Annotated in this window: 14 protein-coding genes; 7 read left to right on the top strand and 7 right to left on the bottom strand. The window is 33.9% G+C overall.

Annotated features, from left to right (window positions below; genetic code table 11):
- Position 1 precedes the first annotated feature (1 nt).
- From purS to purE, 4 genes are read right to left on the bottom strand one after another with little or no spacing between them, the layout of a single operon-like run.
- Positions 2-262, bottom strand: coding sequence for a phosphoribosylformylglycinamidine synthase subunit PurS (gene purS, locus C7J90_RS07140; protein WP_103210748.1), 261 nt, complete (start codon positions 260-262; stop codon positions 2-4).
- Between the two features lie 2 nt (positions 263-264).
- The gene (gene purC / locus C7J90_RS07135; protein WP_103210746.1) at positions 265-966 is read right to left on the bottom strand and encodes a phosphoribosylaminoimidazolesuccinocarboxamide synthase; all 702 of its coding nucleotides are present in this window, start codon (positions 964-966) and stop codon (positions 265-267) included.
- A gap of 3 nt (positions 967-969) precedes the next feature.
- On the bottom strand, positions 970-2,094 hold the full coding sequence (gene purK / locus C7J90_RS07130; protein WP_103210744.1) for a 5-(carboxyamino)imidazole ribonucleotide synthase: 1,125 nt from the start codon (positions 2,092-2,094) through the stop codon (positions 970-972).
- Positions 2,081-2,563, bottom strand: coding sequence for a 5-(carboxyamino)imidazole ribonucleotide mutase (purE, locus tag C7J90_RS07125; RefSeq protein WP_103210742.1), 483 nt, complete (start codon positions 2,561-2,563; stop codon positions 2,081-2,083). The genes purK and purE overlap by 14 nt, the downstream gene beginning before the upstream one ends.
- A gap of 210 nt (positions 2,564-2,773) precedes the next feature.
- On the opposite strand from purE, the gene folD reads away from it, so the two are divergent.
- Together folD and C7J90_RS07115 are read left to right on the top strand one after the other, a co-directional pair.
- On the top strand, positions 2,774-3,631 hold the full coding sequence (folD, locus tag C7J90_RS07120) for a bifunctional methylenetetrahydrofolate dehydrogenase/methenyltetrahydrofolate cyclohydrolase FolD (RefSeq protein WP_103210740.1): 858 nt from the start codon (positions 2,774-2,776) through the stop codon (positions 3,629-3,631).
- 525 nt (positions 3,632-4,156) lie between these two features.
- Positions 4,157-6,226, top strand: coding sequence for an acyltransferase family protein (locus C7J90_RS07115; protein WP_232618851.1), 2,070 nt, complete (start codon positions 4,157-4,159; stop codon positions 6,224-6,226).
- A 209-nt stretch (positions 6,227-6,435) separates the two neighbouring features.
- On the opposite strand, the gene C7J90_RS07110 is transcribed toward C7J90_RS07115, so the two are convergent.
- Positions 6,436-7,581 carry a globin domain-containing protein gene (locus tag C7J90_RS07110; RefSeq protein WP_103210737.1) on the bottom strand — a complete coding sequence of 382 codons (1,146 nt, stop codon included), beginning with the start codon at positions 7,579-7,581 and terminating at the stop codon, positions 6,436-6,438.
- Between the two features lie 199 nt (positions 7,582-7,780).
- Between C7J90_RS07110 and C7J90_RS07105 the strand changes: the two genes are divergently transcribed.
- The 5 genes from C7J90_RS07105 to qoxD all read left to right on the top strand — a co-directional run bounded on the left by C7J90_RS07105 (position 7,781) and on the right by qoxD (position 12,599).
- Entirely contained in the window at positions 7,781-8,122 is a 342-nt protein-coding gene (locus C7J90_RS07105; RefSeq protein WP_103210735.1) for an immunoglobulin-like domain-containing protein, read from the top strand.
- A 506-nt stretch (positions 8,123-8,628) separates the two neighbouring features.
- Positions 8,629-9,726 (top strand): cytochrome aa3 quinol oxidase subunit II, encoded by a 1,098-nt coding sequence (qoxA, locus tag C7J90_RS07100; RefSeq protein ID WP_103210733.1) that lies wholly within the window; start codon positions 8,629-8,631, stop codon positions 9,724-9,726.
- 2 nt (positions 9,727-9,728) lie between these two features.
- Entirely contained in the window at positions 9,729-11,717 is a 1,989-nt protein-coding gene (gene qoxB, locus C7J90_RS07095; RefSeq protein ID WP_103210774.1) for a cytochrome aa3 quinol oxidase subunit I, read from the top strand.
- Positions 11,707-12,312 (top strand): cytochrome aa3 quinol oxidase subunit III, encoded by a 606-nt coding sequence (qoxC, locus tag C7J90_RS07090; protein WP_103210732.1) that lies wholly within the window; start codon positions 11,707-11,709, stop codon positions 12,310-12,312. Before qoxB ends, qoxC begins: the two co-directional genes overlap by 11 nt.
- Positions 12,309-12,599: a cytochrome aa3 quinol oxidase subunit IV gene (gene qoxD, locus C7J90_RS07085; RefSeq protein ID WP_103210730.1), complete on the top strand. Its 291-nt coding sequence runs from the start codon at positions 12,309-12,311 to the stop codon at positions 12,597-12,599. Before qoxC ends, qoxD begins: the two co-directional genes overlap by 4 nt.
- Before the next feature lie 203 nt (positions 12,600-12,802).
- Here qoxD and C7J90_RS07080 read toward each other — a convergent pair whose 3' ends face one another.
- A complete protein-coding gene (locus tag C7J90_RS07080) occupies positions 12,803-13,429 on the bottom strand; it encodes a PepSY domain-containing protein (RefSeq protein ID WP_103210729.1) in 627 nt (208 codons plus the stop codon).
- A gap of 113 nt (positions 13,430-13,542) precedes the next feature.
- Entirely contained in the window at positions 13,543-14,874 is a 1,332-nt protein-coding gene (locus tag C7J90_RS07075) for a glycosyltransferase (protein WP_103210727.1), read from the bottom strand.
- Positions 14,875-14,905 lie beyond the last annotated feature (31 nt).

Below are 14,905 nucleotides of genomic sequence, written 5' to 3'. Positions count from 1 at the left end.
TTTATGCATTCTCCTTTTCATCCAAAACTTTGTAACTATACTCTTCGATAACAGTATTCGCAAATAATTTTTCACTCAAAGTTGTCACAACGTTATGAACAGCTTCGTCTGTTGCTTCATCAATAGTCATATACAGAACTTTCCCAACGCGAATATCATTCACTTGTTTATATCCTAAGTCATGTACAGCTCTGTTTAGCGCTTGACCTTGTGTATCTAATACTTGTGGTTGTAAAGTGACATGTAATTCAATCGTTTTCATAATTAAAGTGCCTCCAATTTATTTAAAAATGTTTGGTATGTTTCGATTAATGAACCTGTTTCTTCTCGGTATACGTCTTTATCAAAATTTTCTTTTGTTTGTCGATCCCAAATACGACATGTATCAGGTGAAATTTCATCAGCTAATAAAATTTGACCTTGTTCGTCTTTGCCAAATTCGATTTTGTAATCAACTAGTAATAGCCCCATTTCATCCATTAATTTCACTAACGCAGTATTCACTTGTAAAGCCTTTTCTTTAATCGTTACAATTTCTTTGTCAGTTGCAATATTAAGCAATTTAATATGGTCTTCTGTAATCAGTGGATCATTTAAATCATCATTTTTATAAAAGAACTCTACAAGCGGTTGTTCGAAAGTTTCGCCTTTTTGAAAACCTAGACGTTTTGTAATTGATCCAGCCGCAACATTTCTCACTACAACTTCTAAAGGTATAATCTCAACCGCCTTTACAAGCTGTTCTGTTTCAGATAGCTGCTTAATAAAATGACTGCTAACACCTTCATTTTTAATATATTCAAAAATCTTAGATGTGATTTGGTTATTTAATCGTCCTTTTCCAACCATTTGATCTTTTTTGGCGCCATTGCCAGCTGTTACTTCATCTTTATACTCTATTCTTAATTGGTGAGATTCATCTGTTGTATAAACACGTTTTGCTTTGCCTTCATACAATAAGCTCATTTATTAGTCTCTCCCTTCAAACGTTTCTAGCATCAGTTGTTCAGTTTGTTCAACATTATGAGTAAGAATGGTCATATGTCCCATTTTTCTTGACGCTTTACGCTCATGTTTACCATAAATATGGATATGCCATTCTGGATGTTCATGAAACACATCTTCAAGTAAATCCAAGTCTTTGCCAAGTAAATTCATCATAACAGCAGGCTTGAGTAATTCGATTTGCGTAGGTAATTGCTGTCCTGTGACTGCTAAAATATGAGTATCAAATTGTGAATAATCACAAGCTTCTATAGAATAATGTCCGGAATTGTGTGGTCTAGGTGCTATCTCATTCACATAGAGATTTTGATTTTGATCAATAAAGAATTCTACCGTAAATGTTCCTATAAAATGAATCGCATTGATAATTTTCTCAACTTCTTGACGAGCACGCTTTTCTTGATTAGAACGTGCTGGCACGATTGTTTTAAATAGAATTTGATCACGATGTTCATTTTCTTGCAATGGGAAAAATACCGTTTGTTGATTTTGTCCAACGGTAACTGTAAGCGAAACTTCTTGATGTAACTCTAAAAATTGTTCAGCAACACATTCTTCACGCATAACCAATTGAGTTGCTTCTTCCAATTCTGCTTCAGAACGTACTAATATTTGTCCTTTACCATCATATCCACCAAATCGCGTTTTAATCATAAATGGATATCCAAGATTTTGAATCACTTGTTCTAAATCTTGTTGACTAGTCACTTGTTCAAATGGTACGACATGAGCCCCCGCATCTTGGAGTGATTGTTTTTCTGTTAAACGATCTTGCAAAAGTTGTATAGCCTGAGAACCTTGAGGCACATTGTATGCCTCAACTAAATGTTTAAGCTGTTCTGCTGCAATATTTTCAAATTCATAAGTAATGACATCAGACAATTCACCTAACTGATTTAGCGCCTCTATATCATCATACGCCGCTTCTATAAACTGATGTGCAACATATTGGCACGGACAATCTGGATCCGGATCTAAAACAATGACACGAAAACCCATTTTTTGAGCTGATTGTGCCATCATTTTGCCGAGTTGTCCCCCTCCAATAATGCCAATCGTTTGTCCGAATTTTAGTTTATCGAAGTTCATCTTGCATAGCCTCCACCTTATCTACTAATGATGCTTCGTAAGTTTCTAAGTTGCGTTGTACAGTTTGGTCTGTCATACCTATCATACGAGCAGCTAAAATGCCTGCATTTTTAGCACCTGCTTTACCAATTGCTGTGGTAGCTACTGGAATACCACCTGGCATTTGTACTATAGATAATAACGAATCAAGTCCTTTTAAACTTTTAGATTCAATCGGCACCCCTATTACAGGTAATGTCGTCATTGAGGCTACCATACCAGGCAAATGCGCTGCTCCTCCTGCTCCTGCAATGATAATAGAATATTCATTTTGACGTGCTTCAGTGGCAAACGAAACCATCATATGTGGCGTTCGGTGGGCAGATACGACTTTTTTATCGTAATCAACCCTTAGCTCATCTAACATTTCACAAGCTTCACGCATCACATCCCAATCTGAAGAACTTCCCATAATGACTGCTACCTTCACTTATGAACACCCTTTCAAAAATTTGAAATTTCATGATTACTCGATGTATATTACAGGTATAGCATAACAAGGTTGCATGCTTTTTTCAACGCAAAAATCGAACTTTATTCCATAAAATGATATTATATTTCGTATTTTGGCGTAAAATTGGTATAATTCAAAATGTACCATTCGTAAAGTTCGTTCTAATCAAAGGAGGATAATTTCATTATGAGTGTAAAAATTTTAGATGGTAAACAAATCGCTAAGGATTACCGTCAAGGGTTACAAGATGAAGTGGAGAAATTAACAAAACAAGGTTATACACCTAAGCTTTCAGTTATACTTGTAGGTAATGACGGTGCAAGCCAAAGCTACGTTCGTTCTAAAAAGAAAGCAGCAGAAAAAATTGGAATGATTTCAGAAGTCATTCATTTAGATGAAGATACACCTGAAAAAGACGTATTAAAAGAGTTAGAGCGTTTAAATAAAGATGAAAGCGTTAGCGGCATATTAGTTCAAGTGCCCCTACCTGATCAAGTTGATGAACAAAAAGTATTAGATGCTATTGATCCTGCTAAAGATGTAGATGGATTTCACCCGATTAACATTGGACGCTTATATTTAGATCAAGCTAAACTGATTCCATGTACGCCATTAGGTGTGATGGAATTACTAAAACATGCTGACATTGATTTAGAAGGAAAGAACGCGGTCGTGATTGGCCGTAGTCACATTGTTGGCCAACCCGTTGCCAAACTACTCACTCAAAAAAATGCAACTGTTACTGTATTGCATTCACGTAGTCAGAATATAAGTGAACATCTTAAAAATGCTGATGTCATCGTTAGTGCAGTAGGTCGCCCAGGTATGGTAACAAAAAACGATGTCAAAGAGGGCGCGGTCGTGATTGATGTCGGAAATACACCTGATGAAAACGGTAAACTTAAAGGAGACGTTGAATACGACGAAGTTAAAGATATTGCAGGGGCTATTACACCAGTTCCGGGTGGCGTTGGCCCAATGACTATTACGATGGTACTCAACAACACACTCATTGCTGAAAAAATGCGTCGAGGACTTGAATAAAGATTGAAAGACTCATTGGATTATTTATTAAATATATGTATGTGTCTGATATATCAGTAATCGAAAAACTTCGAGGTTTTCGTACGAATTCACGAAAAATCTCGAAGTTTTGCCTTTAATGATATGTTTAGTCGTATGACACGGTGTTTAAGTTCATTGAATTCATGCTCGAGTATTGTTTCAACCATATTATTTAAATGCTGTGATAAATCATGATTGGGAATCAAAAAGGGGCTTCTATTGGGAAGGTTAATTACGTCATGTTATAACCTTTATATATAAAAATCCTCGTTCATTTAGTTTTTATTGTGATTAATTGATTGATACAAAAGTGTATATTTTTTAAAGGATAATACTGAATAATTACATGCATAAGTGAAGTCATACCATACACAGTTTTATCATAAAAGGAAGCGCTAAGACGCATTTTATTATAAATCATCTTAGCGCTATTTATTTTGGGGTTGATATCCTAGCCTGATTTTAATATGACATACTGAAACATAGATAAAGTCGGTTTTTATAGTGATAGTAATATTTACAATATTTACAATCAATTTACAAATCTTAAATATTGGTATGCTAAATTTTATAATAACAAATATTATAAAAACTATAACAACAGGAGATATTGTCATGTATCAAAACCAATTTATTTCAATAGAAAAAAATTTCAGACCAGAAATTGAAGGCCTTCGTATCGTTGCCGCTCTATTAGTAGCAATATATCATATATGGTTTGGGAGAGTCTCAGGAGGCGTAGATGTTTTTTTCGTTATTTCTGGATTTCTTATTACGACGTCAATTATTTCGAAAGTAAATAAAAATGGTTACCTTTCACCATCCATTTACTTCGGTAATTTACTTAAACGATTACTTCCAGGCGTGCTAACTGTTTTATTCTTTGTTAGTATATTTTCTTTTTTTATACTACCTAGAAATATTCTAATGAAGACTTCAAAAGAAATATTCGCATCTTTATTTTATTTCGAAAATATACAACTTGCTTTCTCTAATACTAATTATCTAGACTCAGAACAAATGAAAACACCCGTAGAACATTTTTGGGCTATGTCTATTCAAGGACAATTTTATATCGTATGGTTTCTTATTTTTACACTCATTGTTTATTTATGTCATAAAATTGAAATTAAAAACGGTTTTAAATTAACTAATACAATTTTATTATTATTATTTATTATTTCTTTTACATTCTCAATTTATCAAACTCATGTTAATCAACCTTTTGCATATTTTAATCCTCTAGCACGAGTATGGCAATTTGCATTAGGTGGACTGCTTTGTCTAAATTTAAACAAACTCAAAATAAGCTCTTTATTATCCAATGTATTAGGTTGGTTGGGCTTGATTGGTTTGATATTGACTGGAGCTCTTTTTGATGTTTCAAAAATGTTCCCAGGTTATATTTCATTATGGCCAATGTTATGTGCTACATTTATTTTAATTTCAGGTAACCATCCTTCCAAATTTGGCGTAGAAAAGTTATTAGCAAGTAAATTACTCGTCTTTTTAGGAAGTATTTCATTTGGTATCTATCTTTGGCACTGGGTTATTCTATCATTTTATAAGTATAAAATTTCTGACACACCGTCATTTTTTTCCGGAATACTCATTATTTTATTCTCTATTATTTTAAGTTGGTTGATGACTCAATTTATCGAAAAACCTATCCGACACTCTAAAATATTTCCTACAAAAAAATTATTATACCCTTTTATAGCCAATATACTATTAATAGTTGGATTACTTTCGGTTTATTTTATCTCATCATTAAGCACTTCACATCATGACATTCCAAATAATAAATTTCCAGGGGCATTAGCCTACAACACTAGTCAAAATTCAAATGCAACAGCTCAATCTATCACGAATGTAAAAGATGATAAATCTCAAGCATATGCTGACGGCGTTATGATATATCAAGGTAGTCAAGTAAAACCAAAGTCTTATGGAGATACTCAAAATTATAAAAAGACAATATTACTAGTAGGTGGTTCACATTCAAGTCATTGGTTAGGAGCTCTTCAAAGTTTTGCATCTGACGAACATATACGAATTATTCATCTTGGCAAAGCAAACGCCAGGTTCAGTACAAACAATGAAGACGCATTATCTACTGCATGGATGAAAAATGTCAATCAGTACATAAAGGAAAATAGTTCTACAATTGATATGGTGTTTACAACTGCTAATGTATCTGATGTGAATAGTAAAGAAGTTCCCAAAGGATTTATAGAGGAATTCAAATTTGTAGAATCTTTAGATATACCTATATTCGCTGTAAGAGATACACCGAGATTGAAAGTCAATCCAATAGAAGAATATGAAAAAAATAAAACCTGGACCTATGATGTTTCTCAAATTTTAAATGATAGTTCATGGAAAAGCGATCAATTACAAAAAACAGCATATTACGATTACACAAAATACTTTGCTCCTAATCATGAATTTAAAGCGGTGAGAGGAAATATATTCGTCTACTTTGATTCACAACATATCACCGACTCATACTCAAGATCACTCGGTCCAATCATTAAAGATGATGTCATTAAAGAGCTTAATAAAACTAAATAATCTATTCAAAACTTGCTTTTACTCTCTAATATCTAGAAAAAACATATCATTTAAATCCTGCTCTTTTAATACTATCAAAATACTAATTATATGTATCCTTAAGAGAATCATTTAAATGAAAAGTTCAATACATTTTTATTAAAAATAGCGATGAAGCATTAACTTTGATAGTCATGCTTCATCGCTATTTTCAACAAGTTATGCAATTTTTACACCTCAACACTTAAACGTGGCACAAATGTTTCATAATGAATGCTTTCATCACCTACATTTAATGTTTCAAGTTCTTTAATCATTGATTGTAAAAATGGCGTACCACCACAAATATAAATCTCTGTACCTTCTGATAAATAGTTTTTCAATTCATCTGCTTTTAAATATCCTTCTTGGTCACGTAAATGAACATGTAATGAAGCGTTTGCATTTTCATCTGTCACTTTTTGTAAAACATTATCAAACGCTACATCTTCTTTTGTAGCCGCTACATTGATAAATTGAGATTTTGAACCTTCAAGAGCTGCTTTTCTGTACATTGATACTAATGGCGTGACACCCACGCCTGATCCTATGAATAATTGGGGCTTATCAAGATTTTGTACTTTAAAACCACCGACTGGTGCCGAAAGGTTTAACATATCTCCTACTTTAAACTCATCATGTAAAATCGTTGATACTTCCCCTTCATGATTCTCACTTGTTTCTCTACGAACACCAAATGTCAAAAAGTCCTTTCCTCCATCAACAATAGAGTAATGACGCTTTGCACGATACGGAAGTTTTTCACTTTCAACATCTACAGTAATATATTGCCCCGCCTCATATTGACTTAAGTCAAACGCATTAGAAGTAACTGTAAATGCTTTAATATTGTGGGTAATTACTTCTATTTTTTCAACTTTGAAAGGCTTAAATCCTTGCCATAGCATATTAGCATAAATATCTTTTTCAATTGAAATAAACGCATCTGCAATAATGCCATATGCTTTCGCCCACGCTTGAATAATTGGATGATCCGCTTCAATACCGACAACTTCTTGAATTGCTAAAAGTAAGTTCTCACCAACAATTGGATAATGTGCTTCACGTACATCTAAAGCACAGTGTTTATATCCAATCTCCTTAACAATAGGGATGATTGGTGCAAAATCTTCAATATTAACTGCTGCCGCTAAAACAGATTGTGCTAAAGCAGTTGATTGGAATCCTTTCTTTTGATTTGTTTGGTTAAACATATTACGTAATTCAGGGTGTTGTGTGAACATTCTATTGTAGAACTTTGAAGTAATTTCTGTCCCTTTTTCTTTTAATACTGGAACTGTTTCTAAAATGATTTGTTTTTCTTCTTGAGTTAACATACAATCACTCCCGTATAATTGTTCGTATACCATCTTACAACTTTATTAAAAGCTTCACCTGATTTTTTAAACAAGTTATAAAATAATACATACATTTACAAAATTTTTAAAGTTTATAGGTCTTACGAATGATTTTTTTCATATGCATTCAATATATAATCATTATTGATGATACATAGAATGGAGGATAAATAATCCTATGAAAAAACTACTTCAATCTTTATCAGCTATCGGTGTTTCTGCCACACTTGTTACACCTAACCTTAGTGCCGAAGCTACGACTAACACCATTCCTTCAATTAAAGGTCCTGACTACACCGTATTACAAGTAGGACAAACATGCAATCCACTTGAAGGCGTGTCAGCATATGATAAAGAAGATGGTGATCTTACTGATAAGATAAAAGTCAATGGATATGTTGATACTTCCAAACAAGGTGTATATGAACTTGAGTATCAAGTTACCGATTCAAATGGGGCTATGCAAAAATCTCAGCGTACAATCAAAGTTGTTGATTCTCTTTCGGATTCAGCTTTTTAATACTAATGCTTAAATCATGTTCTAGTCCTATTATCAATTCAAATCGGACTTTGAAACCTCTTAATTATTGTATTTTTGGTAGTTGTGAACAATCAATTACTTTATATCCAAATAATGGTTATTAAAGTATATGGTTTTCAGTACTACCAGAAATACAATTGTCCACTGATTTTCTCACCTATCTTTTCAAACTTACATTTGAAGTATACATCTTAATCATTCATTCTTAAATGGGTACATTCCCTATAAAACATCTTAAAACTCCCTTTATTACTCCATTAATAAGAGCATTTTGAATCGTATTTCTTCATTAATATAACCACTTCCTGCTTTTTCACAAAATGTACACATATTTTTTATATTCGCCAAAACCCTTGCTATCCTTAGAGTCACAAGGGTTTTCTTTAATTTGTTGTTATAAAATATTAAAATGCCCCTTGTAAATATTACATATTATTTTAAAATTGATATAAGCCCTACAATTGTAGTATTAGGAGGTCAAAAAAGTGTCAAAATTTAAGTCTATACTTCTTGCAGTTGGAACACTATTTTTACTTGCGGGCTGTTCTAACATGGAAGTTCTTAACCCAAAAGGGCCAATGGCAAATGATTCAAGATTTTTGATTATCTATTCAATTATCTTTATGGTTGTCATTGTTGTCGTAGTATGTATTTTATTCGCTGTTTTTACTTATAAGTATCGTTATACGAAAAACAACGAATCGGGTAAAATGCATCACAGCGTTTTACTTGAAACAGTATGGTTCGTCATCCCTGTAGTTATCTTAATTGCATTAATGATTCCTACTGTTAGATCATTGTATCTTTATGAAGAACCACCAAAATCTGAAGATGACCCTATCGTCATTTATGCAGTAAGTGGTGGCTTTAAATGGTTCTTCGCTTATCCTGAAGAAAAAATCGAAACGGTCAATCATTTAACAATTCCTACTGATCGTCCGGTTACCTTTAAACTTCAATCTATGGATACTATGACAAGTTTCTGGGTCCCACAACTTGGTGGTCAAAAATATGCTATGACTGCTATGACAATGCAATGGACTTATGAAGCTCATGAAGAAGGAACATATCGTGGTCGTAACTCAAACTTCAACGGTGAAGGCTTCTCTCGTCAAACATTTAACGTTGACGCTGTAAGTCAAAGTGAATACGACCAATGGGTAAAAGAAGCTCAATCAAAACCAACATTGACTCAAGATACTTTTGATAAGCAACTTTTACCAATCACTGAAAACAAAGAGTTGACATTTAGTGGTACACATATGAATTTCGTTGATCCAGCGGCTGATCCTGATTATATCTTCTACGCATATGATCGTTTCAATTACGAACCTAAAGATCCAAACTTCTATGATGAAACTAAAGGTGTGTTAGATCAACCAAACAAACCAGCACGTAAACCACAAATTACTAATGTTAACTACGAACGTCATGGTATGGCTATCAATCTTCTAAAGAATGATGAACCTTATGATAATGAGTTCAAAAAAGAAGAAAAGCATACGATGGACGAAATGGAGTCTATGCAAAAAGGTGCTAAAGAAGATGCACAAGAAGATCACAAAAGTGGAGGTGGACATTAATGTTGGACTTTCCATGGAATGAGCTTTTAGTAAAAGGTAATTGGATGATTACAATGGCTCAAATTGGTGCGCCTTTCCTAGTAATTGGTGTCATCGCTGCCATTACTTACTTTAAGCTTTGGGGATATTTATATAAGGAATGGTTCACGTCGGTCGACCACAAAAAAATTGGGTTTATGTACTTAATTTGCGCAGTTTTAATGTTTGTACGTGGTGGTATTGACGCACTACTTATTCGTTTACAACTTGCTATACCAGATAATCCGTTCTTAAGCTCACATCACTATAATGAGATTTTCTCAACTCACGGTGTAATCATGATTATTTTCATGGCAATGCCACTGGTTATCGGTTTAATGAACATCATTATTCCTTTACAAATCGGTGCACGTGATGTTGCTTTCCCGTTATTAAACAATGTTAGTTTCTGGTTATTTGTAGCAGGTATGTTACTATTTAACGTTTCATTTATCATTGGTGGATCTCCTGCTGCTGGATGGACAAACTATGCGCCACTTGCTGGTGAATTTAGTCCAGGACCAGGTGTAAACTACTACTTAATTGCAATCCAGATTTCTGGGCTCGGTACATTAGCTACTGGTGTTAACTTTTTCGTTACAATTATGCGATTAAAAACACCTAGCATGACATTCATGCAAATGCCGATGTTCGTTGTAACAACATTTGTTACGATGTTAATTATTATCTTAGCTTTCCCACCATTAACAGTAGCTTTAGCGCTTATGACTACTGACAGAATCTTTGATACAGCATTCTTTACTTTATCTAATGGTGGTATGCCAATGTTATGGGCAAACTTCTTCTGGGTATGGGGGCACCCTGAAGTTTATATTCTTATCTTGCCAGCATTCGGTATTTATTCGGAAATTATTCCGACTTTTGCACGTAAACGTTTATTTGGACACCAAAGCATGGTATGGGCTACTGGTGGTATCGCATTCTTAAGTTTCTTAGTTTGGGTTCACCATTTCTATACTATGGGTAACGGCGCACTTGTTAACTCATTCTTCTCTATTACAACAATGTTAATTGCCGTACCAACTGGTGTAAAAATCTTTAACTGGTTATTTACATTACACAAAGGTCGCATTTCGTTTGAGTCACCTATGTTATTCTCATTAGCATTTATACCTAACTTTGTTATCGGTGGGGTTACAGGTGTTATGTTGGCGATGGCATCAGCCGACTTCCAATATCACAACACTTATTTCTTAGTTTCCCACTTCCACTACACAATTGTAGCGGGTGTTGTATTCGCAGCTTTTGCAGCTATGATTTTCTGGTATCCAAAAGCAATGGGATACAAATTATTCGAAAAACCAAACAAATGGTTCTTCTGGATCTTTATGATTGGATTCAATGTGACATTCTTACCTCAATTCATCTTAGGTCTTGATGGAATGCCACGTCGTTTGTACACTTATATGCCAGAAGATGGTTGGTGGCTATTAAACTTCATCTCATCAATCGGTGCAGCATTAATGGCAATTGGTTTCTTAATCTTTGTTGGTAATATTGTCTATAGCCATATTAAAGCACCACGTGAAGCAACTGGTGATAACTGGGATGGTTTAGGCCGTGGTCTAGAGTGGTCAACTGCTTCAGCAATCCCACCTAAATATAACTTTGCCATTACACCAGATTGGGATGATATTGATTCATTTGTTGAAATGAAAGCACAAGGTCGTCACTATTTAGATAATCATAATTATAGTGATATCCACATGCCTAACAATACTCATATTGGATTCTGGATGGGTCTCTTCTTCTTAATTGGAGGTTTCTTCTTAGTATTTGAGACAATCTTACCAGCTATCCTTTCATTAGTAGGTATCTTTGCTCTTATGATTTGGAGAAGTTTCCAACAAGATCATGGCTACCATATTCCAGCAAGTGAAGTTGCTGAAACAGAAGCTCGTTTGAGAAAAGCACGTCAAGAAGAAAGGGAGGCAATGAATCATGAGTCATAAGGTCGATACTATTGATTCACGTACGCATGAAGGTAATTTAAATAAGCTCGGTTTCTGGATCTTCCTTACAGCTGAATTTGCCCTTTTCGGTACGCTTTTCGCAACATTATTAACACTACAACACGGTGGTGGTTACGGTGGTATGCTGACTACCGAATTATTCGAGCTACCACTTGTATTAATAATGACTTTCTTACTTTTAGCAAGTTCGTACACTTGTGGTATTGCGATTTATTACATGCGTAAAGAAAAGAAAAATTTATTAATGATTTGGATGATCATTACGATCTTACTTGGTATTGGTTTCGTAGGTTTCGAAATCTTTGAATTTGCTCATTATGCTCATGAAGGTGCTAATCCAACAATTGGTTCTTACTGGTCTAGTTTCTTTATCTTACTAGGTACACATGGAGCCCACGTATCGCTCGGTATTGTTTGGATTATCTGTTTATTAATCCAAGTTGCAATGCGTGGTTTAAATAAATTTAATGCACCTAAATTATTTATAGTAAGTTTATACTGGCACTTCTTAGATGTCGTTTGGGTTTTCATCTTTACTGCCGTATATATGATAGGGATGGTGTATAGCGGATGAATACAATAGTTAAACATACAATAGGCTTTATCGCCTCAATCATTTTAACGTTACTCGCCGTATTCGTGACACTTTACACATCTTTAGCATTAAATGCTAAAATTACAATTATTTTTGGATTTGCATTTATTCAAGCGTTCCTTCAACTTTTAATGTTCATGCATTTAACTGAAGGTAAAGACGGTCGTTTACAATTGGCGAAAGTTATTTTTGCGATTATTATTACAATAGTCATTGTCGTTGGAACGTACTGGGTAATGCAAGGTGGACACGGTTCACACTTATAATCTTTCTAATAAAAAGAGTCTGATATATATATCAGTAATCGAAAAACTTCGAGATTTTCGTACGAATTTACGAAAAATCTCGAAGTTTTTTTAATGACCTCATTTGTTATCTCAAATCTAAACTCTTCTTATAGATACAAAAAAGCGCTATGAAGACTTCCATTTATTGTTGTCTTCATAGCTTATCTTAATTAATGAGTGCATTATTGATCTGTTGAGATAATATCTCCTGATTTTGCGTCAAGTTGAACTTCTTTTTCTTGTGTACCGTCCATTAATTCAACTTCATACACTAATTGGCCATCGTCATCATTGAGTGTCCACTGTTTCAACTCTCCAGACACTTCGTCTTGTGCTTTTTTCACAGCATCCTCGTATTTAATTGCATCTTTCTCATTAATTGTTTCATTTTGTTCATTATCATTATCTTGCTCTTTGTGAACGTTAATCACTTTGTTGTCCGAATCAGAAACCTTAACTTCTCCTTCTTCGTTACCGTTTACTAAGTTTACTTCATAAATCCATTCACCATTCTCTTGTTTATACTCTATACTTTTGAGATCACCATCGAATGATTTTTTAGCTGTTTCAATGGCTTGATCTGGTGAAGTTTGGATATCACTAACATGACGCGTTTGTTGACTATTTGAATTTTGTTGTGTTTGATCATCACTATCTTGAGCATCATCTGAATCATTTGTGCTGTTTGTTTGTTCAGTTTGATTCTGATTTTGGTTATTATTAGATTGATTGTTATCGTCATCATCGTTACCACAAGCGGCTAATATAACCCCTGCTGATAACAGCATTCCTAAAATTTTAAATTTCATAAATATACCCTCCGAATTAACAAATTCTTTACAATATATTTATACCCGCTTTACAATAGAATATCTATTCAAAACCCTTATTTTTTTAAAATATCATACAAAAGTTGTACGCTTTACTTTAACAGTGCACTCATTTTACCCATAAATAGAGAGCGCTCTTCCAAATTATGATATACATCGAGTAATTTGACCTTTTCATTTTGCCAGTTATATATTTTTTTAGCTTCTAATGTATTATTTTTATATTTTCGATATAATTCTTTATCCAACAATAATGTATTTACAGCATTTGCAATATTTTGAGAATCATGTGGATCTATAGTGACGCCAATTTGATTCTCTTGGACAACTTGTTTAATTTCAGGAAACTCACTCGCAACAACTGGCACATGAGCCATGATATATTCAAATAACTTGTTTGAACTAGCAGAATAATGATTAAAACATATATTCTGCAAAACTTGGAAGCCTAAATAAGCTTCTCGCGTTATACTGGGCAACTCTTGAAATGGAACTTTATCTAAGAAATAAATACGATCTCGTGCACTAGATTGACTTGCTTGTTTTTTCAAAGTCTCAGTTAATTTACCTGCACCAATAAAAACTAATACGCCTTCTTTAATTTTAGGCATTGCTTCTATTAATTTCTCAAGACCTCTACCTTGTTGTAATCCCCCTTGATACAATAAAATCTTTTCGTTTGGGGACAAACCTAACTTACGATGCAAATTCACTTTTTGACGTTGATTGATATCATAAAGCTCTGAATAATTATAAAGTGTTTTGGGGTAAAAACCATATAAGGATTCATTATGTTTCGCACGTGTATGATTTTCAACCATCATCTCATCGACAAAATGTAATAAAAACTTTTCAATCCATTTAATTTTTTTCGGATTATAGCCTGTCCGATCTGTCTGTACCTCATGACTATCATATACTAGTGGTTTCGGTCTGAGGCGTAGTTTTGCGCACACAATACCTTGGGGTAATGTATTCAAATCATTAGAGTGGTATACATCTGGATTGATAAGGTAACCTTTTATAATCATTTTAGTAATAATTGCACTGTTGACGAGGAACTTTCGGATCTTACGTATTTTAATAGTTGCAGCCCCCACTAATAATAATATGAGGTAACTGCTTAAAATCATAAAATTGACATAAAATAAACCAATCGCAATACTTACAGATACACCACCAACGACTAATAGAAATCGCTTTCCATAATCCGAATATGCTTGTAATATCCATGGATATCTTTTGACTCGATGTACTCTAAAACGCTCTTGTATTTTTTCATAAGCTTGAATTGCAGGGTTTTTAGGATCATTAATTGCAATTAAATCTACATCATATCCCGCTTCAGCTAAGGCGGTACATTCTCGGTTTACACGTGCGTCATTTGTAAAATGATTCCATACAAACATCCCCACTTTTTTCATAGCCTTTCCCCCTTTTTACATTGATTAAATC

It is taken from the genome of Staphylococcus felis (genome assembly GCF_003012915.1).
Lineage (GTDB): Bacteria > Bacillota > Bacilli > Staphylococcales > Staphylococcaceae > Staphylococcus > Staphylococcus felis.
Note: the sequence above shows the minus strand (reverse complement) of the source record. Positions and strands in the feature narration are given on the sequence as shown.

Coding starts and splice junctions, on each gene's coding strand:
- purS (WP_103210748.1), bottom strand. CDS start 262: ATGAAAACGATTGAATTACATGTCACTTTACAACCACAAGTATTAGAT.
- purC (WP_103210746.1), bottom strand. CDS start 966: ATGAGCTTATTGTATGAAGGCAAAGCAAAACGTGTTTATACAACAGAT.
- purK (WP_103210744.1), bottom strand. CDS start 2,094: ATGAACTTCGATAAACTAAAATTCGGACAAACGATTGGCATTATTGGA.
- folD (WP_103210740.1), top strand. CDS start 2,774: ATGAGTGTAAAAATTTTAGATGGTAAACAAATCGCTAAGGATTACCGT.
- C7J90_RS07110 (WP_103210737.1), bottom strand. CDS start 7,581: ATGTTAACTCAAGAAGAAAAACAAATCATTTTAGAAACAGTTCCAGTA.
- C7J90_RS07105 (WP_103210735.1), top strand. CDS start 7,781: ATGAAAAAACTACTTCAATCTTTATCAGCTATCGGTGTTTCTGCCACA.
- qoxC (WP_103210732.1), top strand. CDS start 11,707: ATGAGTCATAAGGTCGATACTATTGATTCACGTACGCATGAAGGTAAT.
- qoxD (WP_103210730.1), top strand. CDS start 12,309: ATGAATACAATAGTTAAACATACAATAGGCTTTATCGCCTCAATCATT.
- C7J90_RS07080 (WP_103210729.1), bottom strand. CDS start 13,429: ATGAAATTTAAAATTTTAGGAATGCTGTTATCAGCAGGGGTTATATTA.
- C7J90_RS07075 (WP_103210727.1), bottom strand. CDS start 14,874: ATGAAAAAAGTGGGGATGTTTGTATGGAATCATTTTACAAATGACGCA.